Origin of the sequence: Citrobacter sp. Cpo071 (genome assembly GCF_030332765.1) — a bacterium.
GTDB classification, from domain to species: domain Bacteria; phylum Pseudomonadota; class Gammaproteobacteria; order Enterobacterales; family Enterobacteriaceae; genus Citrobacter; species Citrobacter portucalensis.
In genome coordinates, this window is sequence record NZ_JAOWHE010000085.1 from 827,259 (window position 1) to 848,165 (window position 20,907).

Below are 20,907 nucleotides of genomic sequence, written 5' to 3' on the forward strand. Positions count from 1 at the left end.
TTATTTCAATGAGGAAATATCAATTACAAAGCGGTATTTCACATCGCTTTTCAACATCCGCTGCCAGGCACGATTAATATCCTGAATATCGATCACTTCGACATCGGCGGTAATACCATGCTGACCGCAAAAATCCATCATCTCCTGCGTTTCAGCAATGCCGCCGATAACTGAACCCGCCACAGACCTACGCCCAAGGATCAGGGGAACCGTATTCAGAAACGGATCCAACGCACCAAGATAACCGACCAGCACCAGCGTACCGCTTAGCGCCAGGGTTGGGATATAAGGGTTCAGGTCATGAACGTAGGGCACAGTATCGATAATCAGATCAAACTGATTCGCTGTCGCTTTCATCTGTTCACTGTCAGTGGAAAGCACAACGTGACTGGCACCCAAACGTCTGGCATCAGCTTCTTTGCCCGGTGAACGCGTAAACAGCGTAACTTCCGCGCCCAGCGCATTAGCAAGTTTGATTGCCATATGCCCTAGTCCACCCAGACCGACAACCGCGACTTTACTGCCCTCGCCTACCTGCCAGTGGCGCAGAGGCGACCATGTTGTGATCCCGGCGCAAAGCAGCGGCGCCGCACCGCGTAAATCGATCCCTTCAGGGACCTTCACCACAAACTTTTCGGTAACGACAATTTTGTCAGAATAGCCGCCGAAAGTAGGCAGGCCGTCATGACGGTCGATATCGTTATACGTTAGCGTGTTACCTTCTTCGCAATACTGCTCTAGCCCCTGCTCGCAGGCGCTACAGTGTTGACACGAATCAACCATGCAGCCGACCCCTGCGAGATCGCCCACTTTGAATTTTGTTACCGACTTACCAACATGCACCACGCGGCCAATGATCTCATGCCCTGGTACCATCGGATATTTAGCACCGCCCCAATCGTTGTAGGCGTTGTGAATATCCGAGTGGCATACACCGCTGTATAAAATATCGATAACCACATCATCTTCACGCGGATCGCGACGAACAAAATTATGGGGGACTAAATCTTCTTTCACCGCCAGAGCAGCATAACCCTTCACATTCATGACCATTGAGATCTCCTCAGGGATTAGGTGTTACCAGAACCAGCATAGTTCAGGGCAGCAGGTTGTACTCAGCGTCGCTAACCGGTTCCAGCCATTCGTTCGACGCGCCAGGGGCCGGGATTTCCACGGCGATATGGGCAAACCAACTATCACGCGCGGCACCGTGCCAGTGTTTCATTCCCGCCGGAATGTGCACGACATCGCCGGTTTTCAGCTCACGTGCCGGTTTATTCCACTCCTGATACCAGCCTCTGCCACCGGTCACCAGCAATATTTGTCCACCCTCATGATGAACATGCCAGAAGTTACGACAACCCGGTTCAAATGCGACATTGCCAATTACCACGCCTTCCATGGAGAGCATGGTCAGATAGCTGTCGCCAGTGAAATACTTCGCATACGCTTCATTTTTCTATCCACGTGGAAAGACGCTGTTACCATCAAATTGTTCGTTCATAGTGACTCCAGTATGGATAATGTCCGCGGTGTTCATACCAGACATTCATCAAGAACCGTACGGGCATTTTCCCCAATCCCGGCTCCACAGTGCTGTTCGAGTATCGTAATAAACTCACTGAGTTGCTCAGGGAGGATCCCGATGTTAAGGCATATCGCAAAATGGCTTTTCAACTGGCTGTTAACGCCGCCCAGAACGGCCAGCGCCGAAACGGTCACCCATTCACGGTCCTGCCAGTCAAGTACATCTCGCTGAAAAATATCGCCAAACAGATGTGCTTTAAGCCAGACATCAATAGCGGGTGCAAAGTCAAACAGCGGACCGCTTACAGGCTGTCCAACCAGTTGCGTCTGAGTTAGGCTCCCAGCCTGAACACTGTTCCAGTCTGCAGGTGGCGGCGTGGTCGTTCTACCTTCGTCGTCTGAAAGCCCTTTCTCGCTTCGACTTTTCACCACCGACATAAAGCAGGACAGACCGTTCAGGCTGCGAGGGAAACCGCAGTATGCGTAGAGCTGTAGCAGGATCTCTTTTACTTCACTGAGCGTGAGTCCTGCATCCAGTCCGGCGTTGAGCGCGACGTCCAGCTTTTCCATCTGTCCTGTGGCAGTGAATGCCGCAATGGGGATGATTGCCTGTTGTCTGGCATCCAGTTGGTATTGCATATTCGACTCTCCAAAACGGTGGCAACATTGCACCACCGGGGGCTGAAAACAGTAAAATTATAGAGACTCGACGTGTCGGTGATTAGAGAGGAAAAGAAGGACAAACTTATGAGCTGTGCTCATCAATAATGAGCAGCAGGTACTCTTTATTTGCAGGTAACTGATTGAAGACTTACGCCACAATCTCGATTAAATTGCCGTCAGGATCTTTTATCACCGCTTCGTAATAACCATCGCCAGTAGTGCGCGGACCTGAGACTAATATCCCCTGTTCCTGCGCTTGCATTGCAATGGCATCAACATTTTCATTGCCGCCAACAGCAATGGCGAGGTGTACCCATCCGCAACGATTATTGTCAGGTTGCTGCCCGATAAGACCCGGTTTGGTCATTAACTCAATCGCAATTTCCTCGCCAATTTTGACAAAATAAGATTCAAACCCAGGATTGGTTTTACTGCGGTATTTCTCGTTGATCTTGCTGTCAAAAAACGAGACCCAGAAGCGAGCTTGCTGCTCGAGATCCTGTGTCCATAACGCCATATGCGCAATCTTCATAGCGAACCTCTTCCCGTTGTATCCAGAATAGTACGGCCCCTGTAAGGGATGTTGACATCGTTAATCATAATGCACGATCATGCACTCTATTGCTCGATGTTTATTTCACCTGGAGTATCTATGCTCGATTACGCCGCATTCCCGGAACAGCGCCAGGCGCTTATCTTTCAGATCCTGCAAGAAAACGGCAGAGTCATTTGTTCTGAACTTGCTAACCGATTAGGTGTTTCTGAACACACAATTCGTCGTGATTTGCATGAATTGAGCAAAGATGGCGTGTGTAAAAAAGTCTATGGTGGCGCGGTCATTACACTCCCTGAATCCGAAGACATCGACGTGCGCAAGAGTATTAATGTAGCCAAAAAGAGCAACATCGCGCAGAGATGTGCCCGACTGGTCAAATCTGGAAGCTGTATTTTTATCGACACGGGTAGCACCAATCTGGCGATGGCAGAAGCTCTGCCCGCCGAACTGGCGTTAACCGTGGTGACAAATTCACCGGAGATTGCCGCCGTTTTGCTAAAAAAACCGCTGTTTGAAGTCATTATGCTGGGTGGCGTGGTGCAGAGATCTTCAGGTGGGTGCGTGGGAGCTTCCGCCATCGCACAAGTGCAGGACATTTTATTCGATCAGGGATTTATTGGCGGCTGCGCGATGTCGCCTGAATCCGGCTTAACGGGATTTGATTATGCGGATTGTGAGTTCAAAAAAGCGGTGATTAAACAATGTAATGAAACTATCGTCGCGCTAACGGCTGAAAAAATCCCAGCCGTCGCCCGATATGTCGTTACCGAAAGCAGCAATATCGATGTGATTGTTGTAGAGGACAACATCAGCAAAGAGTACGCCACAGCGTTCCAGGCGCACGACATTCGAATTTATACCGTCTAACCGCGGTAGACTCGCTGAAAATTTACTGTGCTAAACGTCGCTCCTGGCGTCAGCGCGGTGATCGCTGACAGATAATCCAGACGGATTTTTTGCTGGTTTTCAGATTGCCCCACGACCAGAAATTCTTCTTTTTCCACGGTGGTACACGTCGTCAGCGCTTTAGCATCAAAACATGTGCCATCCGTTAGTTCAATGCGCAACCAATAGTGGTACATGCAGGCGATTTCCAGATAATCATGAAGATCGCAATCTATCGGGTGATACTCTTCGGTCGTTTTCATCATGCTACCTTCCCCAACGTCTTGTATATTCGGGAAATCGCCAACGCAACTTCCCGAACTATCTAGCTATTTCAACGCTTCAATGGGAGCGCCGAAATTAATATGCAGCACATTGCCGTCAATCACCAGCGCCGGAACAGATTTCACGCCAGCCACTTCAGCCTCAGCAACCCGATCAGGTTGCTCTCCCAGATGAACCACATCGATTTCAACATCTGCAGACAAATGCTGCAGAAGTGTCTGTTCTGCGGAAACACAAACCGGGCAACCTGCATGATAGAAACGAGCTTTAGTCATGATACATCTCCTTTAAATTATAGTATCGATTCGATACTATAATTCATGCTACGCTGCTTTTATCCTTTGTCAATATAGTTTTTAATCGATACTATATGCCGAGGAGGATTTGTTATGCCCGACATGTCACTTTTCGACGTACTTGACCGGCTTTCCAGCCTGACAAGGATGTGGTTTCGCCAGCATCCTTTACTGGCGGATCTCCAGCCAGTGCAACTTAGCGCGTTAATGTATCTGGCCCGTTGCAACCGTTATTCCAATACGCCGCTTGGCGTGACAGACTACCTCGGTCTCACCAAAGGTACCGTGTCACAATCGCTGAAGCTTTTGGAAAACAAAGGGTTGATTGTTCGTAAGCCGGATCACCGTGATAAACGTAGCGTCCATCTACACTTAAGTGAGTCGGCCAATAACTTACTGGAAGCCCTGCTGCCCCCCACGTTTTTAGTGGAGAGTGAATCGGCAATGGGTGAACGGGCGATCGTGCTCAGAGAGCTGCTGTTAGAACTGTTACGCGGGATCCAGAGGACCAACAATGTGCCTGGCTTTGGTCTTTGCCATAGCTGTCGGTTCCACCAAAAAATTGATGGTCAGGGATTTTGTAATCTGACGAAAGAGAGATTGAGTGAAGAAGATTCATTGCTGATTTGCCGGGAGCATCAGCCGCCGGAAACATAAAATGGTTGGTGCAAAATCACACCAGCCATTATCTCTGTTAGTGTTTGATTATAAATGAACATGGTATTTCATTGTTCTAAATGGATAAAATTACGAATACAGACAACCAATATCGTCAATTAATGTTGTTGTTTGCCGCGACGACTATTCTTGCTGGCTATGGCTCTCACTACGATGAAGAGAAAGCGCTGGCCCGCAGTGCTCAAACTCAAGCGGCTAAAGAACAACATAACATCATCGCATAAGGCTTCAATTCTGTACTGAATGCCTGGAATTGTACTAACGCCAACGGGAGTGGTGAATCAATACTGGCTGTGCGAGCTATGATGAACGTGGTCAGGATATGCCCCTGATGATCACCCGTGCTGGCGTTAAAAACGCTATACAAGTACGACGCAGGGATGGTGGATGGTGTCCTATATTTAACCGACCCTAATGGTGAGTCTAAACATTTAACCCGTTTTAAATGGGGGGCTTACGCTGATAGCTACGACATACTGGTCCTGCGAGATACAGACTTCGAGTCTGAGTTACATTGCAATCAGATTAAGGATCAATCCCTTAAATCCAAGAACATAGTGGCGAAAGTGATCCCTACCGTAGCGGAGGTCACCCCACTGGCAATTATGATTGGCTCAGACATAGTTATTCTGTGTGTAGAGGATCAGGCTTCACCGGCTGGATTTATCAACAAAGCACATAGTGGTTGATTCCCGTGAGTCTGAAGTAGAAAAGACCGACATATGGCGACGGCTAAACTTTGAATAGGATTTTCTCAATGAACTGCTTCGTGATAAATAATCTGTCCGCCCATACCTGAAATCAACTTATCTACGCGAATATAATCCGTATAGAAAAAAGATGGAGCATCATCCCAGTGACAGAGTGCGATTTCACGCTTCAGATATGTGTCATAGTAGATAACATGAGCCTTACATGACCTGGTTTTTCCTCCAGATTGTGTTGGGTATCTCATCTTGAATCGGTAATTGTCACTCACATGCTTATTAGCTGATGAGATCATTATTAACTCTGGAACGTTCCAAAAGATAAAAGTCAGGTACATCATAACGGTGAGGCAAACGCCAAAAAGTCTCTTAACCATACCTGCAGCGAACTTATTCTTTAAGTACACACGCCAAGCAATGAACATTCCTATTAGGAAGGAAGTCCCAACAATTACTGACTTATAAAGCCCCTCATCAAAAAGGTACGTGTCGTGAGTGATTTTGTCTGCCCATGCACACCAAATAACCCAAATGACCGCACAGCAGAATGAAATCAGCTCTATCTTTGTTGGCAACCTTATTATCATTAATATTTTTCTCATCTTCCTTGCGAATACGCCCATAGAGTAATCTTCACCTGATTATCCCAGTCCAGTTGCGGTGCTGCTGGTAGTGGCATCCAATGACCCTCTTCCCGTCGCTCTGTTTCAAAGAAGCCATCATCCACTACGATTATACGAGAGGTGCTGGCGCTGAAATCCGCGCCAGCTCTGGTTTTAGATGAGGTTAACGAAGGTTATCAGGAGAGTGTATTCAACTAGTGCTTAACGATATACATTGTGCGGCTATAGGCCACATCTTCAGGGTTAGTAATCGGATACCCTTTCAGCCACGGTTTAATTAAACGCCCGTTGGTATACTGATAAATCGGTGCAATAGGTGCCTGTTCCATCAGAATTTTCTCCGCGGCGTTATAATCGGCATTGCGCGCTTTCTCTGTATTCTCCAGAGTTGCCTGGGTCAACACTTTGTCGTACGCCGGATCATTAAATCGGGAGATATTGCCCGTATGGGTCGATGTTAATAGCGACAAGAACGTAGAAGGCTCATTGTAGTCACCCACCCATGAGGCGCGGATCACATCAAAATTACCGGTATTACGGCTGTCGATATACGTTTTCCATTCCTGATTCTGCAGTTTTACGTCAACACCGAGGTTCTTCTTCCACATAGAAGCCACTGCGATAGCAATCTTCTGATGATTTTCTGAGGTGTTGTACAGCAGCGTCAGTTTAAGCGGTTTCTGTGGGCCATAGCCCGCCGCACGCAGCAGCGTTTTTGCCTGCGCATTTAATTCTTCCTGACTCATTTGCTCAAACGGTGAAGGTTCCGGCACAAATCCTGCCGTTACATCCGGCGTAAAATGCCATGCCGGTTTCTCACCGGTACCCAAAACTTTCTCTGCCATCAGACGACGATCGATAGTCATGCTGAGCGCCAGACGCACGCGCGAATCGGCGGTCGGTCCCTTCTGGGTATTGAAAGCATAATAATAAGTACCAAGTTGCGGCGGGGTGTAAACCTGACCCGGGATATCCTTCAACAGTTTCTGGTACATATTTTTCGGGAAGGATTCCGTGATATCAATATCACCCGCAAGATAGCGCTTGGTGGCAGCTGACTCCTGGTTGATCGGCAGGAAGGTGACTTTTTGCAACACCGTTTTGGCGTTGTCCCAATAATGCGTGTTCGGCACCACTTCCAGTTTTTCGTTCACGACGCGATCTTTGAGCACATAGGCGCCGTTACCAATAAGATTGCCTGGTTTGGTCCACTCTTTGCCGCTCTCAACGTTAGCTTTTTGTACCGGATAGAATGCAAAACTCGCTGTCAGATTGGCAAACCAGGGCAGCGGTTTATCCAGTTGAACTTTCAATGTCCGTGCATCGACAGCACTAACGCCAAGTTTATCAGGCGTGACTTTGCCATCGATAATAGCCTGAGCATTATTAATTCCCGCCAGCGCCGCAAACCAGGCAAACGGCGACAGCGTTTTTGGATCAACCAGACGCTGCCAGCTATAGACAAAATCCTGCGCCGTTACCGGCGTACCATCGGCCCATTGCGCATTGTCACGCAGCGTAAACGTCCAGATGCGGTTATCGTTACTCTTCCACTGGGTAGCGACGCCAGGCACGATCTCACCCTTCTCATTCTGGTTGACCAGCCCTTCAAATAGATCACGAATAACCTGTATTTCAGGCAGCCCTACAGCTTTTGCCGGATCAAGCGACGCCGGTTCGTCTTTTATATGACGCACCAGTTCTTGTTTCTCTGCCAGTACCGTTCCGCTGGGAACATCAGCAGCCCAGGATAAAGAAATGCTGCTAACCAACAACGCACAACAGGTTACTGAAACAGAATGCTGCATAAGATACCCTCAATTCCGGCTACTAAGTGAATGTGTAATTATTTGTATCGCCAGCAGGAAATGCAATTAACTTCCGACAAGAAAGTGATATTACACCTGAAAAGATAAGTGTGTGAAAACGATTTGATTATCCATACATTTTGCACAACACTGCGAGTAACAATCCAAGCATTCAGAGATGACTATGACCGTTACCCGTCCCCGTGCCGAGCGCGGCGCATTCCCACCTGGAACCGAACATTACGGACGTTCATTGTTAGGCGCACCGCTAATCTGGTTTCCTGCACTGGCAGCCGATCGTGAAAGCGGCCTGATACTGGCGGGAACGCACGGCGACGAAAACTCCTCGATCGTTACCCTTTCCTGCGCATTGCGTACGCTTAACCCTTCCCTGCGTCGCCACCATGTGGTGCTGGCCGTAAACCCTGACGGTTGCCAGCTTGGGCTGCGCGCAAATGCGAACGGCGTCGATCTGAACCGTAATTTTCCCGCCGCAAACTGGAGAGCGGGCGAAACGGTGTATCGCTGGAACAGTAGCGCAGAAGAGCGTGATGTGGTGTTGTTGACCGGAGAAAGTCCGGGTTCGGAACCAGAAACCCAGGCGTTGTGTCAGCTTATTCACCGAATTCATCCCGCCTGGGTAGTCTCTTTTCACGATCCACTGGCCTGTATTGAAGATCCCAGAAGCAGCGAGCTGGGTGCGTGGCTGGCACAGTCGTTTGAATTGCCTCTGGTCACCAGCGTAGGTTATGAAACGCCCGGCTCTTTTGGGAGCTGGTGCGCAGACCTGAATTTACACTGCATAACCGCCGAATTTCCGCCCATTTCATCGGATGAAGCGAGCGAAAAATACCTGCTGGCCATGTCCAATCTGCTGCGCTGGCACCCTAGAGATGGAGCTGCCCGGTCGTAAAATGCAGGGCTGGCTCCGCATCGCTGGCAAGCCAGGTAGGGCCATCAAGATCGGCAAAGTTAACCTGCGGCGTAAGCGGTAACGCCGCACCGATAGCCCGGGAGGTACACAGCATGCAGCCCAGCATCAGCGCAAATCCCTGCTCGCGGGCTTCCGTTGCCAGCGCCAGTGCTTCCGTCAGACCGCCTGTTTTGTCCAGTTTGATATTGACCATTTCATAGCGTCCGTGCAGCGCTTTCAGGCTGCTGCGAGTGTGGCAACTTTCATCTGCGCAGATGGGCAGCGGATGCACAAAATTCTCCAGCGCGGCATCATCCTGAGCCGGCAGCGGCTGCTCCAGCATTGCCACCCCTAAATCAGCCAACAGCTGACAGCGTGCCGCAAGGCCTTCTGCCCGCCAGGATTCATTGGCGTCGACAATAATCGTAGCGTCAGGAACAGCCGCACGAATGGCAACCATCCGCTCACTAATCAAGCGAGCATCCAGTTTAACTTTCAGCAGTTTTGCGCCATTTCCCCACAGCGCAGCCGCGCTCGCAGCCATTTGTTCCGGCGAGCCAATCACCACTGTTTGCGCCGTCGTCACCACTTCCGCCAGTTCACTTCCCACCAATTCCGCCAGCGACTTCTGCTGTTGACGCGCACTTAGATCCCACAACGCGCAGTCTACGGCATTTCGCGCAGCCCCTGCTGGCAGCAGCTTTTGCAGCTCTTCACGCGTAAGTCCGTTTTCCAGCTGTGGCGCAATGCTCATAATTTGCGCCAGAACAGAGGCATCGCTTTCACCGTAGCGTGGGTACGGTGTGCACTCGCCAATACCTGTGACGCCATTTTCTGTCAATTCGACGACAACCACATGCGCTTCGGTCCTGCTCCCACGGGCTATGACAAAGGGAGTGTGCAGCGGCCAGGCTTCCTCATATACCTTAACTGTTCTCATTTGTTTTCCTTAATGCAGTCCCTGAAGCGGATATCCGCAAATAGCGTTTGCCGTGTTAACTGTTGATGGCATAAACTAGCCTCGACGTTAACTATATGTAAACAGGAAGATAACCATGTCACAAACCGTTCATTTCCAGGGCAACCCGGTTGCAGTTGCCGGCTCCATTCCTCAGGCTGGAAGCAAAGCTCAGGCTTTTACCCTTGTGGCTAAAGACCTGTCTGACGTTACGCTGGGCCAGTTTGCAGGCAAGCGCAAAGTGCTGAATATTTTCCCAAGCATCGATACTGGCGTTTGCGCGGCATCGGTACGTAAGTTTAACCAACTGGCGACAGAAATCGACAATACCGTCGTACTGTGTATTTCGGCCGACCTGCCATTCGCCCACTCTCGTTTTTGCGGCGCGGAAGGTCTGAGCAACGTTATCACGCTGTCCACCCTGCGCAACGCAGAATTCCTGAAAAACTACGGTGTTGAAATCGCTGAAGGCCCGCTGAAAGGTCTGGCCGCACGTGCCGTAGTTGTTATCGATGAAAATGACAATGTTGTTTTCAGCCAACTGGTCAATGAAATCACCAACGAACCAGACTACACAGCGGCGCTGGACGTTCTGAAAGCGTAAGCTGCGTTTGCATACAAAAATGCCTCCGGATGGAGGCATTTTCATTTACGGCATTACTCTTCGCTTTTTTTCTGTTGGCTCAGGCCGTACTCGCGCAATTTATTGGCAATCGCGGTATGCGAAACGCCGAGGCGCTTGGCCAGCTTGCGCGTGCTGGGATAATTCATATACAGCTGCGTCAGCACGGAGCGTTCAAAGCGGCTGGTAATTTCATCCAGCGACCCTTCCATCACCTCTTCTCCGACCGCAACCGTTGCCGCATCATAATCCGGCAGCAAAATATCCTGTGGCCGCAGCTCATAGCCTTCAAGCTGGGTCAGCGCCCGGTAGATAGCGTTTTTAAGCTGACGCACGTTGCCTGGCCAACCGTAACGGGTTAACACCGTGCTGAGATCGGCGGACAGCTTCGGACGCGGCACGCCCTGCTCATCGGCAAAACGCGCCACAAACAGTTCGGTAAGCGGCATAATATCTTGTGGGCAATCGCGCAGCGGCGGCAGGTTTAACGTCAGTACATTCAGACGATAATAGAGGTCTTCACGGAAAAGTCCTTTCTGCACCAGCTCCACAAGGTTCTTTTGCGTCGCGCAAATCACACGGACATCAACATGAACTTCGTGATCTTCTCCCACGCGACGGAACGTACCGTCATTGAGAAAACGCAGCAATTTGGTCTGCATACGCGGCGACATTTCGCCAATTTCATCTAACAGAACCGAACCGCCATTCGCCTGCTCAAAGAACCCTTTTTTGCCTTCCGGCGCATGGCCAAACAGCTCGCTTTCAACCGCATCTTCAGGGATTGACGCACAGTTCAGCGCCAGATACGGTTTCGACGCACGCGGGCTTGCCAGATGACATGCATGAGCAAAAAGATCTTTGCCGGTGCCGGTATTACCAGTAATCAGCAGCGGTGCGCTCAGCGTCGCCAGCTTGCGCGCTTGTTCTACGACGTGTTTCATTTTGGCGCTGACGGCAATAATCTGGCTAAACGCGCTGAGATCCTGCGTTGTCATATTTTGCAGCTGACGTCCCATTCGGATGGTGGAGCGCAACATCACCACCGCGCCGGTCAGCATCTGCTCCTGATTTTCGCCCTGCAAATGGACAGGCGTAATTTCCATCAGGAAATTCTGCCCGTTAATCACGACATGTTCGCTATGGGAATCCTGCGGATTGCTTTCCAGCCAGCGCTGGAAGTTAAACCCATTGATTAACTGGGCTGCGGTATGGTTGCGCATCCGTTCCTGGGTGTGCGCAAAAAGTTGACAGCTCGCAGGGTTCGCCATCTCAACTTTGCTTTTCATATCAAGAGAAAGGACCGGCTCAGGCAACGCTTCAAGAAGCGCACTTAGCGCCAGATGTTCACGTTCAGAAGGCATCCAGGGCACGGTGCGCACATCCGTAACCCCTGAAATACGGCGAATTTCAGCCATCAGGCTGCTGAAGTTGGTGAACTCCAGCTCCGCAAAATTAAGGTAAATCCGCCCGATGGGGTCAATCTCGATACCGCGTAAATCAATGCTTCTCAGCACCAGTAAATCGAGTAATTCGCGGGTCAGACCAAGACGGTCTTCACAAAAGACTTCCAAACGCATAGGAACCTTCATCAGGACAAGGGATTATGTAGTAAATGATAAGACAGTATTTGGTTCGCAGGAAGAACTCTGTCAACAAATATTGACAGCGCGCTGGAAAATTGGGCGCCGGGGCGTAAAGTTATACGATCGGCGCCTGTTTTTTAGCTAACTTTCGCGCGGAGATTTGTTCTTTTGTAAGGTCTCTTTCACCTGACCAATCAGTTGACGGCGAAAATCGCCCAGTCGTGGCTTATCATCATCGATCCACGGCAGCGGTCGGCAAAGCTCCATAGCTTTAATGCCCAGACGCGCCGTTAATAACCCCGCGCCAATGCCCTGTGCGGCACGCGTTGATAAGCGGGCGGCTAAATCCTGCGACATCCAGTCCATCCCTACTTCCCGCACCAGCTCACTGGCCCCGGCAAAAGCGATATTCAACAACACCAGGCGGAACAGGCGCAGACGGCTGTAATAACCAAGTTCAATGCCATACAGCGATGCAATGCGATTAATCAGCCGCAGATTTCGCCAGGCGATAAACGCCATATCCACCAGCGCCAACGGACTGACGGCAATCATCAGCGTGGACTCTGCTGCTGAACGACTGATCTCACGCCGGGCTTGCGCATCCAGCACCGGCTGCACCAGATGGGCATACAGGCTGACCACTTCGCGATCGTTCTGTGTTTCATGAATTGAGGCATACCAACGCTGCAATGCTGGATGAGACTGATCGATACCCGCCTGCTGCGCCAGTTTTTCACAAAATGCACGACCTTTTCCGGTTCCATGGCTGTGGAGCAAGTCTCGCGCTTCATCACGTTCGTGCGCGCGCTGACGCAATCGCCACAATCTGCGCCACTCGGTCGCCACCGATCCGACACCTGCGCCGATAATCAATGCGCCTGCGGCACATCCTCCCAGCGCGACCCAGTCCTGAGTCTGCCAGGCGTTCATGGTCCACTGCACACCCTGAGCAACAACGCTTACGCCAAACAGCGCCAGCCCGCCCATCACCATCTTGCGCCACAGACTGCGTTTGGGGCGTAAGGCCGCATCAATGACGGCCTCCGCCTGACCTTCGTCTTCCAGGGGTTCATCCACTTTCGCCGGAGAAAAAGTCTGCGCCTCCGTTTCGTTGAACATTTGCTGCGCTTTAAACGCCGTGTTTTGTTCCACGTCCAGCGGACCTGAGAAATCGATACGCGGTTTTAACGGCTCGCTCATCGCAATTTATCTCCTATTAAAAACTCCAGCGCGGCATCAAGGCGGATATGCGGTAAGGGTTTATCGACATCCATAACCTGCGGGCGAAACGCCTCAAACTGAAAGCCCTGGCGGTCCCAAAATGCCTGTCCGGGCAGTCGCGCGGGAACCTCGCCCGGATAAACTGTCAGCGGTTCGCCATCGCTCAGACGATTACCTCGCAGCGCCGGGATCTTTTCACCTTTCACATCGATCAAGCCGCTGGTGGTTGCCTGCACCGATGCCAGCCCCAGACAATCCATGCTGATACCTTCGAACGCCGCGTTTTGCCATGCGTCCTGGATCAGCTGCTGCAATAACGACACCATATTGGCGTGCTGATCGACCGTGACGTGGTCGGCTTTGGTGGCGGCAAACAGCAGCTTGTCGATCACTGGAGAAAATAGCCGACGAAACAGCGTACGCTGCCCGTAATGGAAGCTTTGCATCAACTGGGTAAGCGCCAGGCGCATGTCGTTGAACGCCTGTGGCCCGCTGTTGAGCGGCTGCAGGCAATCGACCAGCACAATCTGGCGGTCAAAGCGCAGGAAGTGATTCTTATAAAACCCTTTGACGACCTTTTCGCAGTAATAATTGAATCTTTCGCGCAACATGCCCGCGTTGGTGTGTTTGTCTGCCTGCGCCAGCTTTGATTCCCCCCAGGCATCGACATCCGGCCACGGGAAGAATTGCAGCGCAGGCGCGCCCGCCATATCTCCGGGCAGGACAAAACGGCCCGGTTGAATAAAATGCAGGCCCTGCTGTTTACACTGATGCAGATACTCCGTCCAGGCGGCAGCAATTTCCGCCAGACGGTTTTCATCAGCAGGCGCCAACGGATCCAGCCCCTGGCATAACTGCCGCCATTTTGCCGACCATTCGCCCCGCTGCCCCTGCAATAATCCGGTCATTTGCCGCGACCAGCTCAGATAATCCTGGGCAAGCATCGGTAAATCGAGCAGCCACTCCCCCGGATAATCGACGATCTCCAGGTACAGCGTGGAGGTGTCTTTAAAGTGGCGCAGTAAAGAGTCATTGGATTTATAGCGCAACGCCAGACGTATTTCACTCACGCCGCGCGTAGGGGTCGGCCAGGTTGGCGGAGAGCCGTACAGTTGCGCCAGTCCCTCATCATAGGTAAAGCGCGGAATGCCAAAATCGCGTTGAGGAACCCGTTTCACGCCGAGCAAACGCTCTTCGCGCACGCAGCTGAGCAACGGCAGACGCGCACCGGCATGAATATTGAGTAACTGGTTTACCATCGCGGTGATAAACGCCGTCTTACCGCTGCGGCTAAGTCCGGTAACAGCCAGGCGTAAATGCCGGTCTACCCCGCGATTAACCAGCGAATTGAGTTCATTTTTAAGTCGCTTCATCGCCATCCCGTTTTGCTGAAGGAACCGAAGAAATTATAACAAACAGGAAGTAAAGATAGGGGTCAATTCTTACTTATCAACTACCTGGGCGGTACCTGGCGGCATTATTCTTACCGCCAGGAGCAGAAGAACTGCGTACGGCTTATTTATTCTCTACTTTAGGAAGCGAGATCTGGTTGATGCCACCTTCATTCGTCACCTGCGTATAGCCCATTTCAGTCAACATATCCTTCGCTTGTCCCGATTGACGCCCGGAGTTGCAGTACAGCTTCACAGTGTCGTTCTTATCAGGAACTTCAGCTGCAATACGTGCCTTCATTTCTTTTAACGGAATATTGACGGCCCCCTGAATATGCTGCTGTTGGTACTGTTCAGGAACGCGAACATCGATCCAGTGTTCGGCTGCGTAAACCGGCATGCCGATGACCAGAGCCAATGCTAATACACCTTTTTTCAACATAATATCTTCCTGACTGATAGTTGGATTTACCTCTACACTATACGCCAGTTCTTAAGAAAATATTGCGACCGCATTATCACCGTCTGCAGGCGCGGACGATTGTTCCTCAGATTACCCATGCTGCAGTTAGCCTGTTGATTTTTCTACCCGCATTTGATGTTCCTACCCAACAATTAGGTGAGCAAAGCTGTAATTTATTATTTAATCTGATTGCAGGTGAGAAAGGATTACAGAATATCACGATAGGAACACAAATATTGCTGACCGACTTCCTGATATAAAACCTGGGTATTAATGCCCTGCGAAATAGATTTTTTAGTTCACCTTCAATACCCGTGGTAACAACCCAAAAGAATTTTGACAGCCCCCAAATTATATTTGTAAGCTGCCGCAAATTAACTGAGGGAATGTTGATTAATTGTTGCTTGCTTTTGCTGATTCAAATATCAGGGTTGATTACCTGAATAGCGTTTCGACAATTTTGCCGCAGCCCGACTCAACACCGGTTCCAGAACCAACGCCAGCAGCATTTTTAGCGGGCGTCGGGCGACGGACTTCACCGCCCACCCTGCTACACCCGCCGGGCCGTAGCGCAGCGCGGTCAGAAGCACCAGCTTACCTGCTATTTTAAAGCCCGGCTTAACCCTTTGCCCGGCACGTTGCCAGCGATTGTTCATTTCTGCCCTCACAATTGACGGAAGCGACTACGTAAGGAAAAAGTATCGGACGTCACATAACGCTCCATTTCACGTAAACGCTTTTCACTAGCCGCCAGCTCGCGATCGACGGCATCCAACAGCTCACCGCTTGATGGCTGCTGCTCGCCGGAAACCACATTATCCGGCATCGGATCCAACACAAAGGTCAGCACGATGTAGGCGACGAAGGTGAAAAAGGCCAGGCCAAAAAAGACTGACAACACCACCAGGATCCGTACCAGCTTCACAGGCACATCGAGATAATGCGCAATCCCAGCGCAAACCCCCTTCACCATGCCCTGCTGCGGAATACGCCACAGTTTTTTGTTCAGATTAACGCCTCCCATTAGCGGTCCCTCCAGTTTGGATGTTCAGCATCAAGAATGTCTTCCAGCGCCTGAATGCGCTCGCGCATCCGCTGTGCGTCATCGTTGAGTTCAACCAGGCGTTGCTGTTCACTTTGCGACAGTTCGCCACGGCTGGAACGGTTGCTGTAATGCAGCCAGAGCCAAATCGGTAAAACGAACAACACAAAGATGGTTAACGGGATGGCCAGAAATAGCGCGCTCATGAGTACTCCTTACAGGTGATGAGCGGCGGCGCGTTCGGGCGCCGCCAGATGTTATTATTGCTTGTCTTGCTGCATTTTGGCTTTAAGTTGCGCCAGCTGCTCGCTGATTTCATCATCTGCTTTCAGGTCAGCAAATTGCTGATCCAGAGACTTCTGTTTACCGAAGTTATGGCTTTCAGCCTCGGCTTCCATCTGATCGATACGACGCTCGAAAGATTCAAAGCGCGCCATCGCTTCATCAAGTTTACCGCTGTCCAGTTGACGACGAACATCACGCGAAGAACTCGCTGCCTGATGACGCAGCATCAACGCCTGCTGACGAGCACGGGTTTCACTGAGTTTATTTTCCAGCTCACCGATCTCTTTTTTCATACGCGCCAGCGTATCGTCAACCAGCGTCACCTCATGCTCCAGAGAGGCAATTAAATCGGTCAGTTTCTGCTTTTCAATTAACGCAGAACGCGCCAAATCTTCTTTCTCTTTACGCAGCGCAAGTTCTGCTTTTTCTTGCCACTCTGCCTGTTGGGCACTGGCCTGTTCGATACGGCGAGATAATTGTTTCTTTTCTGCCAGCGCACGCGCTGAGTTAGAACGTACCTCAACCAGCGTGTCTTCCATTTCCTGGATCATCAACCGCACCAGTTTCTGCGGATCTTCAGCCTTTTCCAGCAACGCATTAATGTTGGCGTTCACGATGTCGGCAAAACGAGAAAAAATACCCATAATGTAATCCTCACTTACTGTTCTGATATCGGGCTATGCCCTGCTGTTTTCGTTATGCACTTGGCGTGCCAACTTTTTATATAATTGATTTTAATGTAATTATATAATTTTACCTGCCAGGCTAATTAGCGTAAATTGGTGAATAACACTAACAAATGGTGAATTTCATCATGGCTGGATACAAAGATAATCTTCTGGGTGAAGCGAACAGCTTTATTGAAGTGCTGGAGCAGGTTTCTCATCTGGCACCGCTGGATAAACCTGTACTGGTTATAGGTGAGCGCGGGACCGGGAAAGAACTTATTGCCAACCGCCTGCACTACCTCTCCACCCGCTGGCAAGGCCCGTTTATTTCGCTTAACTGCGCGGCTCTAAACGAAAATTTGCTTGATTCCGAACTGTTTGGTCACGAAGCGGGTGCCTTTACCGGCGCGCAAAAACGCCATCCGGGACGTTTCGAACGCGCCGACGGCGGTACGCTGTTTCTCGATGAACTGGCAACCGCCCCGATGTTGGTACAGGAAAAATTACTGCGGGTTATTGAATATGGCGAGCTGGAGCGCGTTGGCGGCAGCCAGCCGTTGCAGGTTAACGTACGACTTGTTTGTGCGACCAATGCCGACTTACCTCGCATGGTCAGCGAAGGCACTTTCCGCGCTGACCTGCTGGATCGCCTGGCCTTTGACGTGGTGCAACTCCCACCGTTACGCGAGCGTCAAAGTGACATTATGTTAATGGCCGAACATTTTGCCATTCAGATGTGCCGCGAGATCGGATTACCTCTGTTTCCGGGTTTTAGTGCCGAGGCCAGAGAAACGCTCCTCCACTACCGTTGGCCGGGCAATATTCGTGAACTGAAAAACGTCGTGGAGCGATCCGTTTACCGGCATGGAACCAGTGATTACCCGCTGGATGAGATAATCATTGACCCCTTCCTCCGCCACACTACTCAGCCGCAGGCGCCGGAAACTAAACCGATGTCTGTAGGTTTACCGCTGGATCTGCGTGAATTCCAGCAGCAGCAAGAGAAAGACTTTCTACAAACCAGCTTACAGCAGGCAAAATTTAACCAGAAAAAAGCCGCTGAATTATTGGGTCTGACTTACCATCAGCTTCGCGCTTTGCTGAAAAAACACCAGATTTAACGCACATTTGCAGATGTCATATTGGCGGATTTGACGCATAACCTCATCAGGGTTTACCATGACGCCATTACTGTATAAAAAAACAGGTACAAATATGGCACTGGCACTCGTTGGCGAAAAAATTGACAGAAACCGCTTCACCGGTGAGAAAATTGAAAATAGTACATTTTTTAACTGTGATTTTTCAGGTGCCGACCTGAGCGGCACTGAATTTATCGGCTGTCAGTTCTATGATCGTGAAAGCCAGAAAGGGTGCAATTTTAGTCGTGCGATGCTGAAAGATGCCATTTTTAAAAGCAGTGATTTATCCATGGCGGATTTTCGCAATGCCAGTGCGCTGGGCATTGAAATTCGCCACTGCCGCGCACAAGGCGCAGATTTCCGCGGCGCAAGTTTTATGAATATGATCACTACTCGCACCTGGTTTTGTAGTGCATATATCACTAACACAAATCTAAGCTACGCCAATTTTTCGAAAGTCGTGCTGGAAAAGTGTGAGCTGTGGGAAAACCGTTGGATGGGTGCCCAGGTACTGGGCGCGACGTTCAGTGGTTCAGATCTCTCCGGCGGCGAGTTTTCGACTTTCGACTGGCGAGCAGCAAACTTCACACATTGCGATCTGACCAATTCGGAGTTGGGGGACTTAGATATTCGGGGCGTTGATTTACAAGGCGTTAAGTTGGACAACTACCAGGCATCGTTGCTCATGGAACGTCTTGGCATCGCGGTGATTGGTTAGCATTCACGGAGCGGTAAGTACCGCTCCCGCCCTTATACAATAGTGTCCGCTCTTGCCTTAAAGTCACTTTCGACGCACAGAGCATAAACGTTAGAGGGTTCCGGTCCCCCCATCAGAACACCAAACCTGACCAGACGTATAGCTGTTCTCCCCAGCGGCCAGGGTGACATAAAGCGGCGCGATTTCCACCGGTTGACCAGGGCGTCCCAGCGGCGCATTTGCCCCAAATTTCTCCACCTTTTCCTGCGGTTGACCACCACAGCACTGCAGTACAGTCCAGTATGGACCCGGCGCGACGGCATTGACACGGATCCCTTTCGGGGCCAGCTGTTTCGCCAGCGATTTAGTAAATGCCACGATAGCTGCTTTAGTCTGAGCATAATCAAGCAAGATTTCACTTGGCTCATAAGCCTGTACGGAGGAGGTATTAATTATCACGCTGTCTGGTGAAAGATGGGGTATGGCCGCTTTGGTGATCCAAAACATAGCGTAAACATTGGTTTTGAATGTTGCGTCGAAATCTTCTGTGGTGAGTTCCTCAATTGACTCACAAAATTGCTGACGACCTGCATTATTGACGAGGATATCCAACCCTCCCAGCCCTTTTACCGCCTGTTTTACCAGATGGCCGCAAAAAGTTTCATCACGGATATCTCCGGGGATGGCCAAAACATTTCTGCCTGCTTTTTTTATCAGGTCGACCACTTCACGCGCATCATCTTCTTCTTCAGGTAAATAGTTAATCGCAACATCAGCGCCTTCACGAGCATAGGCAATAGCAACAGCACGACCAATCCCTGAATCCCCACCGGTAATTAATACCTTGCGCCCATTCAGGCGACCGCTTCCCTGATAGCTGTCTTCTCCATGATCGGGGCGCGGTTGCATTTTCCCCGCCAGCCCGGGAAAGGGCTGCTGCTGCTGTTGAAAAGGCGGCGCCGGAAAACGCGCAGAATTGGTTTTATTGATGGTCTTTTTTTCCTTGTTTAAGCCAGCCATTCAATTACCTCTCATTATTTATCACAAAGACTAATAAGCGTAGACCAAAATGAATGGCATGACCTATATTATCCAGCTACACTTAATTTTCTCGGAATATTACCCCCCCTACTTTCCTCTACCGTTGCGCTTATATCCCCACCAACGTTAGATTTAATTTAAACAATATTATTTGAGACTTATCCAGTTCGCAGTGTTAATAAATAGCAACCACACTTAACATTTCAACCTTGGCAAAAGGAGAACGTATGAAATTATCCATAACGCCATTATTATGTTGTTTTTTATTGTCGCCAGCGCTTGCTGATGATAACGGCGGGTTGAAAAATGATACAGCTCCACCGCCAGCCCACGCTCTGGATGAAGGTTATCGTGGGACTGAAGATGCAAGAATCATGACTGTCGAACAGGCCAAAACGATGCATGACGGTGCGACCATTTCTCTGCGAGGTAATCTCATCGAGGATCAAGACGGAGACAAATTTGTCTTTCGTGATAAAACCGGCAGTATCCTGACTTTAATTCCACACGCGGTTTTCGATGGTCGAACGGTTAAACCCGATCAAATGATCAGTATTAACGGTAGCCTCAACGCTAAAATGCAACCACCAGTAGTACGCGTAAATAAGATCCAGAAGTAACGCAATAACCGGGAAGAAAGCCGCTCTTCCCGGTCGATTTTCTTTATTCCCACGATTTTGCGAATGCTCTCTTCTGCCCGTCATGGTCATTTCCTCCCTCTTTCCCCTCACATTTTTCTTTCTACCCGCGAATCACGCGTTTATAGCAAGTCAGATGGGCCATGAAAATGCTAAGATAGTTAACAGAGTAGATTCAAAGTGGATAGCAGGTATGAATTTTGACCATG

General features: G+C 50.2%; 25 protein-coding genes and 2 pseudogenes. 9 read left to right on the forward strand and 18 right to left on the reverse strand.

From position 1 onward, the window contains the following. The 4 genes and pseudogenes from OGY09_RS21060 to OGY09_RS21075 all read right to left on the reverse strand — a co-directional run bounded on the left by OGY09_RS21060 (window position 1) and on the right by OGY09_RS21075 (window position 2,722). On the reverse strand, window positions 1–1,053 hold the full coding sequence (locus OGY09_RS21060; RefSeq protein WP_032943579.1) for an NAD(P)-dependent alcohol dehydrogenase: 1,053 nt from the start codon (window positions 1,051–1,053) through the stop codon (window positions 1–3). 43 nt (window positions 1,054–1,096) lie between these two features. Continuing rightward, window positions 1,097–1,504, reverse strand: a pseudogene (locus tag OGY09_RS21065) (cupin domain-containing protein). A 32-nt stretch (window positions 1,505–1,536) separates the two neighbouring features. Further along, window positions 1,537–2,166, reverse strand: a complete 630-nt coding sequence (locus OGY09_RS21070; RefSeq protein ID WP_032943581.1) for a carboxymuconolactone decarboxylase family protein — start codon at window positions 2,164–2,166, stop codon at window positions 1,537–1,539. Between the two features lie 172 nt (window positions 2,167–2,338). Then, window positions 2,339–2,722 (reverse strand): glyoxalase/bleomycin resistance/extradiol dioxygenase family protein, encoded by a 384-nt coding sequence (locus OGY09_RS21075; protein WP_032943582.1) that lies wholly within the window; start codon window positions 2,720–2,722, stop codon window positions 2,339–2,341. Between the two features lie 120 nt (window positions 2,723–2,842). Here OGY09_RS21075 and OGY09_RS21080 point away from each other — a divergent pair, with 120 nt between their 5' ends. Next, window positions 2,843–3,613 carry a DeoR/GlpR family DNA-binding transcription regulator gene (locus OGY09_RS21080; RefSeq protein WP_008784903.1) on the forward strand — a complete coding sequence of 257 codons (771 nt, stop codon included), beginning with the start codon at window positions 2,843–2,845 and terminating at the stop codon, window positions 3,611–3,613. Here OGY09_RS21080 and OGY09_RS21085 read toward each other — a convergent pair. Both OGY09_RS21085 and OGY09_RS21090 read right to left on the reverse strand, forming a co-directional pair. Further along, window positions 3,610–3,894, reverse strand: coding sequence for a Rho-binding antiterminator (locus OGY09_RS21085; RefSeq protein ID WP_032943584.1), 285 nt, complete (start codon window positions 3,892–3,894; stop codon window positions 3,610–3,612). The two genes, OGY09_RS21080 and OGY09_RS21085, sit on opposite strands and share 4 nt — an antisense overlap. A gap of 66 nt (window positions 3,895–3,960) precedes the next feature. Next, a complete protein-coding gene (locus tag OGY09_RS21090) occupies window positions 3,961–4,191 on the reverse strand; it encodes a glutaredoxin family protein (protein ID WP_008784905.1) in 231 nt (76 codons plus the stop codon). Between the two features lie 114 nt (window positions 4,192–4,305). Here OGY09_RS21090 and OGY09_RS21095 point away from each other — a divergent pair, with 114 nt between their 5' ends. Further along, entirely contained in the window at window positions 4,306–4,869 is a 564-nt protein-coding gene (locus OGY09_RS21095; RefSeq protein WP_032943585.1) for a MarR family winged helix-turn-helix transcriptional regulator, read from the forward strand. Between the two features lie 80 nt (window positions 4,870–4,949). Continuing rightward, window positions 4,950–5,114, forward strand: a complete 165-nt coding sequence (locus OGY09_RS21100) for a hypothetical protein (protein ID WP_156183241.1) — start codon at window positions 4,950–4,952, stop codon at window positions 5,112–5,114. 530 nt (window positions 5,115–5,644) lie between these two features. On the opposite strand, the gene OGY09_RS21105 is transcribed toward OGY09_RS21100, so the two are convergent. Next, entirely contained in the window at window positions 5,645–6,220 is a 576-nt protein-coding gene (locus tag OGY09_RS21105; protein WP_032943587.1) for a hypothetical protein, read from the reverse strand. 194 nt (window positions 6,221–6,414) lie between these two features. Continuing rightward, on the reverse strand, window positions 6,415–8,028 hold the full coding sequence (gene mppA, locus OGY09_RS21110; protein WP_150388549.1) for a murein tripeptide ABC transporter substrate-binding protein MppA: 1,614 nt from the start codon (window positions 8,026–8,028) through the stop codon (window positions 6,415–6,417). 184 nt (window positions 8,029–8,212) lie between these two features. Here mppA and mpaA point away from each other — a divergent pair, with 184 nt between their 5' ends. Further along, window positions 8,213–8,941: a murein tripeptide amidase MpaA gene (gene mpaA, locus OGY09_RS21115; protein WP_032943589.1), complete on the forward strand. Its 729-nt coding sequence runs from the start codon at window positions 8,213–8,215 to the stop codon at window positions 8,939–8,941. On the opposite strand, the gene ycjG is transcribed toward mpaA, so the two are convergent. Beyond that, window positions 8,916–9,881 (reverse strand): L-Ala-D/L-Glu epimerase, encoded by a 966-nt coding sequence (gene ycjG, locus OGY09_RS21120; protein WP_008784909.1) that lies wholly within the window; start codon window positions 9,879–9,881, stop codon window positions 8,916–8,918. The genes mpaA and ycjG overlap by 26 nt on opposite strands. Window positions 9,882–9,996: 115 nt before the next feature. Between ycjG and tpx the strand changes: the two genes are divergently transcribed. Next, on the forward strand, window positions 9,997–10,503 hold the full coding sequence (gene tpx / locus OGY09_RS21125) for a thiol peroxidase (protein WP_003020437.1): 507 nt from the start codon (window positions 9,997–9,999) through the stop codon (window positions 10,501–10,503). 53 nt (window positions 10,504–10,556) lie between these two features. On the opposite strand, the gene tyrR is transcribed toward tpx, so the two are convergent. The 4 genes from tyrR to pspE all read right to left on the reverse strand — a co-directional run bounded on the left by tyrR (window position 10,557) and on the right by pspE (window position 15,164). Continuing rightward, a complete protein-coding gene (gene tyrR / locus OGY09_RS21130; protein WP_008784910.1) occupies window positions 10,557–12,101 on the reverse strand; it encodes a transcriptional regulator TyrR in 1,545 nt (514 codons plus the stop codon). A 147-nt stretch (window positions 12,102–12,248) separates the two neighbouring features. Beyond that, window positions 12,249–13,310 carry a YcjF family protein gene (locus OGY09_RS21135; RefSeq protein WP_032943592.1) on the reverse strand — a complete coding sequence of 354 codons (1,062 nt, stop codon included), beginning with the start codon at window positions 13,308–13,310 and terminating at the stop codon, window positions 12,249–12,251. Next, a complete protein-coding gene (locus OGY09_RS21140; RefSeq protein ID WP_032944430.1) occupies window positions 13,307–14,704 on the reverse strand; it encodes a YcjX family GTP-binding protein in 1,398 nt (465 codons plus the stop codon). The genes OGY09_RS21135 and OGY09_RS21140 overlap by 4 nt, the downstream gene beginning before the upstream one ends. A gap of 142 nt (window positions 14,705–14,846) precedes the next feature. After that, the gene (pspE, locus tag OGY09_RS21145; protein WP_008784913.1) at window positions 14,847–15,164 is read right to left on the reverse strand and encodes a thiosulfate sulfurtransferase PspE; all 318 of its coding nucleotides are present in this window, start codon (window positions 15,162–15,164) and stop codon (window positions 14,847–14,849) included. A 155-nt stretch (window positions 15,165–15,319) separates the two neighbouring features. Here pspE and OGY09_RS21150 point away from each other — a divergent pair. Next, a pseudogene (locus tag OGY09_RS21150) lies at window positions 15,320–15,445 on the forward strand (LacI family DNA-binding transcriptional regulator); the annotation flags it as partial. Window positions 15,446–15,610: 165 nt separating this feature from the next. Here the strand turns inward: OGY09_RS21150 and pspD are convergent. The 4 genes from pspD to pspA are packed head-to-tail and all read right to left on the reverse strand — an operon-like array spanning window position 15,611 to window position 17,156. Continuing rightward, window positions 15,611–15,841, reverse strand: coding sequence for a phage shock protein PspD (gene pspD, locus OGY09_RS21155; RefSeq protein WP_003833267.1), 231 nt, complete (start codon window positions 15,839–15,841; stop codon window positions 15,611–15,613). Window positions 15,842–15,849: 8 nt separating this feature from the next. Next, on the reverse strand, window positions 15,850–16,209 hold the full coding sequence (pspC, locus tag OGY09_RS21160) for an envelope stress response membrane protein PspC (protein WP_003020497.1): 360 nt from the start codon (window positions 16,207–16,209) through the stop codon (window positions 15,850–15,852). After that, window positions 16,209–16,433 (reverse strand): envelope stress response membrane protein PspB, encoded by a 225-nt coding sequence (gene pspB / locus OGY09_RS21165; protein WP_003020509.1) that lies wholly within the window; start codon window positions 16,431–16,433, stop codon window positions 16,209–16,211. Before pspB ends, pspC begins: the two co-directional genes overlap by 1 nt. 54 nt (window positions 16,434–16,487) lie before the next feature. After that, window positions 16,488–17,156, reverse strand: coding sequence for a phage shock protein PspA (pspA, locus tag OGY09_RS21170; RefSeq protein WP_003020532.1), 669 nt, complete (start codon window positions 17,154–17,156; stop codon window positions 16,488–16,490). A gap of 155 nt (window positions 17,157–17,311) precedes the next feature. Here pspA and pspF point away from each other — a divergent pair, with 155 nt between their 5' ends. Continuing rightward, complete coding sequence (pspF, locus tag OGY09_RS21175) at window positions 17,312–18,301, forward strand: phage shock protein operon transcriptional activator (protein ID WP_162623429.1); 990 nt, start codon at window positions 17,312–17,314, stop codon at window positions 18,299–18,301. Window positions 18,302–18,395: 94 nt separating this feature from the next. Then, window positions 18,396–19,040: a quinolone resistance pentapeptide repeat protein QnrB30 gene (locus OGY09_RS21180; protein ID WP_032944434.1), complete on the forward strand. Its 645-nt coding sequence runs from the start codon at window positions 18,396–18,398 to the stop codon at window positions 19,038–19,040. A 90-nt stretch (window positions 19,041–19,130) separates the two neighbouring features. Here the strand turns inward: OGY09_RS21180 and OGY09_RS21185 are convergent, their stop codons facing one another. Beyond that, window positions 19,131–20,039: an SDR family oxidoreductase gene (locus tag OGY09_RS21185; RefSeq protein WP_008784919.1), complete on the reverse strand. Its 909-nt coding sequence runs from the start codon at window positions 20,037–20,039 to the stop codon at window positions 19,131–19,133. Between the two features lie 248 nt (window positions 20,040–20,287). Here OGY09_RS21185 and OGY09_RS21190 point away from each other — a divergent pair, with 248 nt between their 5' ends. Beyond that, the gene (locus tag OGY09_RS21190) at window positions 20,288–20,680 is read left to right on the forward strand and encodes a YdeI family stress tolerance OB fold protein (protein WP_032943593.1); all 393 of its coding nucleotides are present in this window, start codon (window positions 20,288–20,290) and stop codon (window positions 20,678–20,680) included. Window positions 20,681–20,907 lie beyond the last annotated feature (227 nt).

Bases quoted from the DNA above. Each gene is read 5' to 3' on its own strand.
- OGY09_RS21180 (WP_032944434.1), top strand. From the start codon at position 18,396: ATGGCACTGGCACTCGTTGGCGAAAAAATTGACAGAAACCGCTTCACC.
- tpx (WP_003020437.1), top strand. From the start codon at position 9,997: ATGTCACAAACCGTTCATTTCCAGGGCAACCCGGTTGCAGTTGCCGGC.
- pspC (WP_003020497.1), bottom strand. From the start codon at position 16,209: ATGGGAGGCGTTAATCTGAACAAAAAACTGTGGCGTATTCCGCAGCAG.
- ycjG (WP_008784909.1), bottom strand. From the start codon at position 9,881: ATGAGAACAGTTAAGGTATATGAGGAAGCCTGGCCGCTGCACACTCCC.
- pspE (WP_008784913.1), bottom strand. From the start codon at position 15,164: ATGTTGAAAAAAGGTGTATTAGCATTGGCTCTGGTCATCGGCATGCCG.
- OGY09_RS21090 (WP_008784905.1), bottom strand. From the start codon at position 4,191: ATGACTAAAGCTCGTTTCTATCATGCAGGTTGCCCGGTTTGTGTTTCC.
- pspA (WP_003020532.1), bottom strand. From the start codon at position 17,156: ATGGGTATTTTTTCTCGTTTTGCCGACATCGTGAACGCCAACATTAAT.
- mpaA (WP_032943589.1), top strand. From the start codon at position 8,213: ATGACCGTTACCCGTCCCCGTGCCGAGCGCGGCGCATTCCCACCTGGA.
- pspF (WP_162623429.1), top strand. From the start codon at position 17,312: ATGGTGAATTTCATCATGGCTGGATACAAAGATAATCTTCTGGGTGAA.
- OGY09_RS21100 (WP_156183241.1), top strand. From the start codon at position 4,950: ATGGATAAAATTACGAATACAGACAACCAATATCGTCAATTAATGTTG.
- pspB (WP_003020509.1), bottom strand. From the start codon at position 16,433: ATGAGCGCGCTATTTCTGGCCATCCCGTTAACCATCTTTGTGTTGTTC.
- OGY09_RS21095 (WP_032943585.1), top strand. From the start codon at position 4,306: ATGCCCGACATGTCACTTTTCGACGTACTTGACCGGCTTTCCAGCCTG.
- OGY09_RS21080 (WP_008784903.1), top strand. From the start codon at position 2,843: ATGCTCGATTACGCCGCATTCCCGGAACAGCGCCAGGCGCTTATCTTT.
- pspD (WP_003833267.1), bottom strand. From the start codon at position 15,841: ATGAACAATCGCTGGCAACGTGCCGGGCAAAGGGTTAAGCCGGGCTTT.
- OGY09_RS21070 (WP_032943581.1), bottom strand. From the start codon at position 2,166: ATGCAATACCAACTGGATGCCAGACAACAGGCAATCATCCCCATTGCG.
- tyrR (WP_008784910.1), bottom strand. From the start codon at position 12,101: ATGCGTTTGGAAGTCTTTTGTGAAGACCGTCTTGGTCTGACCCGCGAA.
- mppA (WP_150388549.1), bottom strand. From the start codon at position 8,028: ATGCAGCATTCTGTTTCAGTAACCTGTTGTGCGTTGTTGGTTAGCAGC.
- OGY09_RS21185 (WP_008784919.1), bottom strand. From the start codon at position 20,039: ATGGCTGGCTTAAACAAGGAAAAAAAGACCATCAATAAAACCAATTCT.
- OGY09_RS21105 (WP_032943587.1), bottom strand. From the start codon at position 6,220: ATGGGCGTATTCGCAAGGAAGATGAGAAAAATATTAATGATAATAAGG.
- OGY09_RS21135 (WP_032943592.1), bottom strand. From the start codon at position 13,310: ATGAGCGAGCCGTTAAAACCGCGTATCGATTTCTCAGGTCCGCTGGAC.
- OGY09_RS21060 (WP_032943579.1), bottom strand. From the start codon at position 1,053: ATGGTCATGAATGTGAAGGGTTATGCTGCTCTGGCGGTGAAAGAAGAT.
- OGY09_RS21190 (WP_032943593.1), top strand. From the start codon at position 20,288: ATGAAATTATCCATAACGCCATTATTATGTTGTTTTTTATTGTCGCCA.
- OGY09_RS21075 (WP_032943582.1), bottom strand. From the start codon at position 2,722: ATGAAGATTGCGCATATGGCGTTATGGACACAGGATCTCGAGCAGCAA.
- OGY09_RS21140 (WP_032944430.1), bottom strand. From the start codon at position 14,704: ATGAAGCGACTTAAAAATGAACTCAATTCGCTGGTTAATCGCGGGGTA.
- OGY09_RS21085 (WP_032943584.1), bottom strand. From the start codon at position 3,894: ATGAAAACGACCGAAGAGTATCACCCGATAGATTGCGATCTTCATGAT.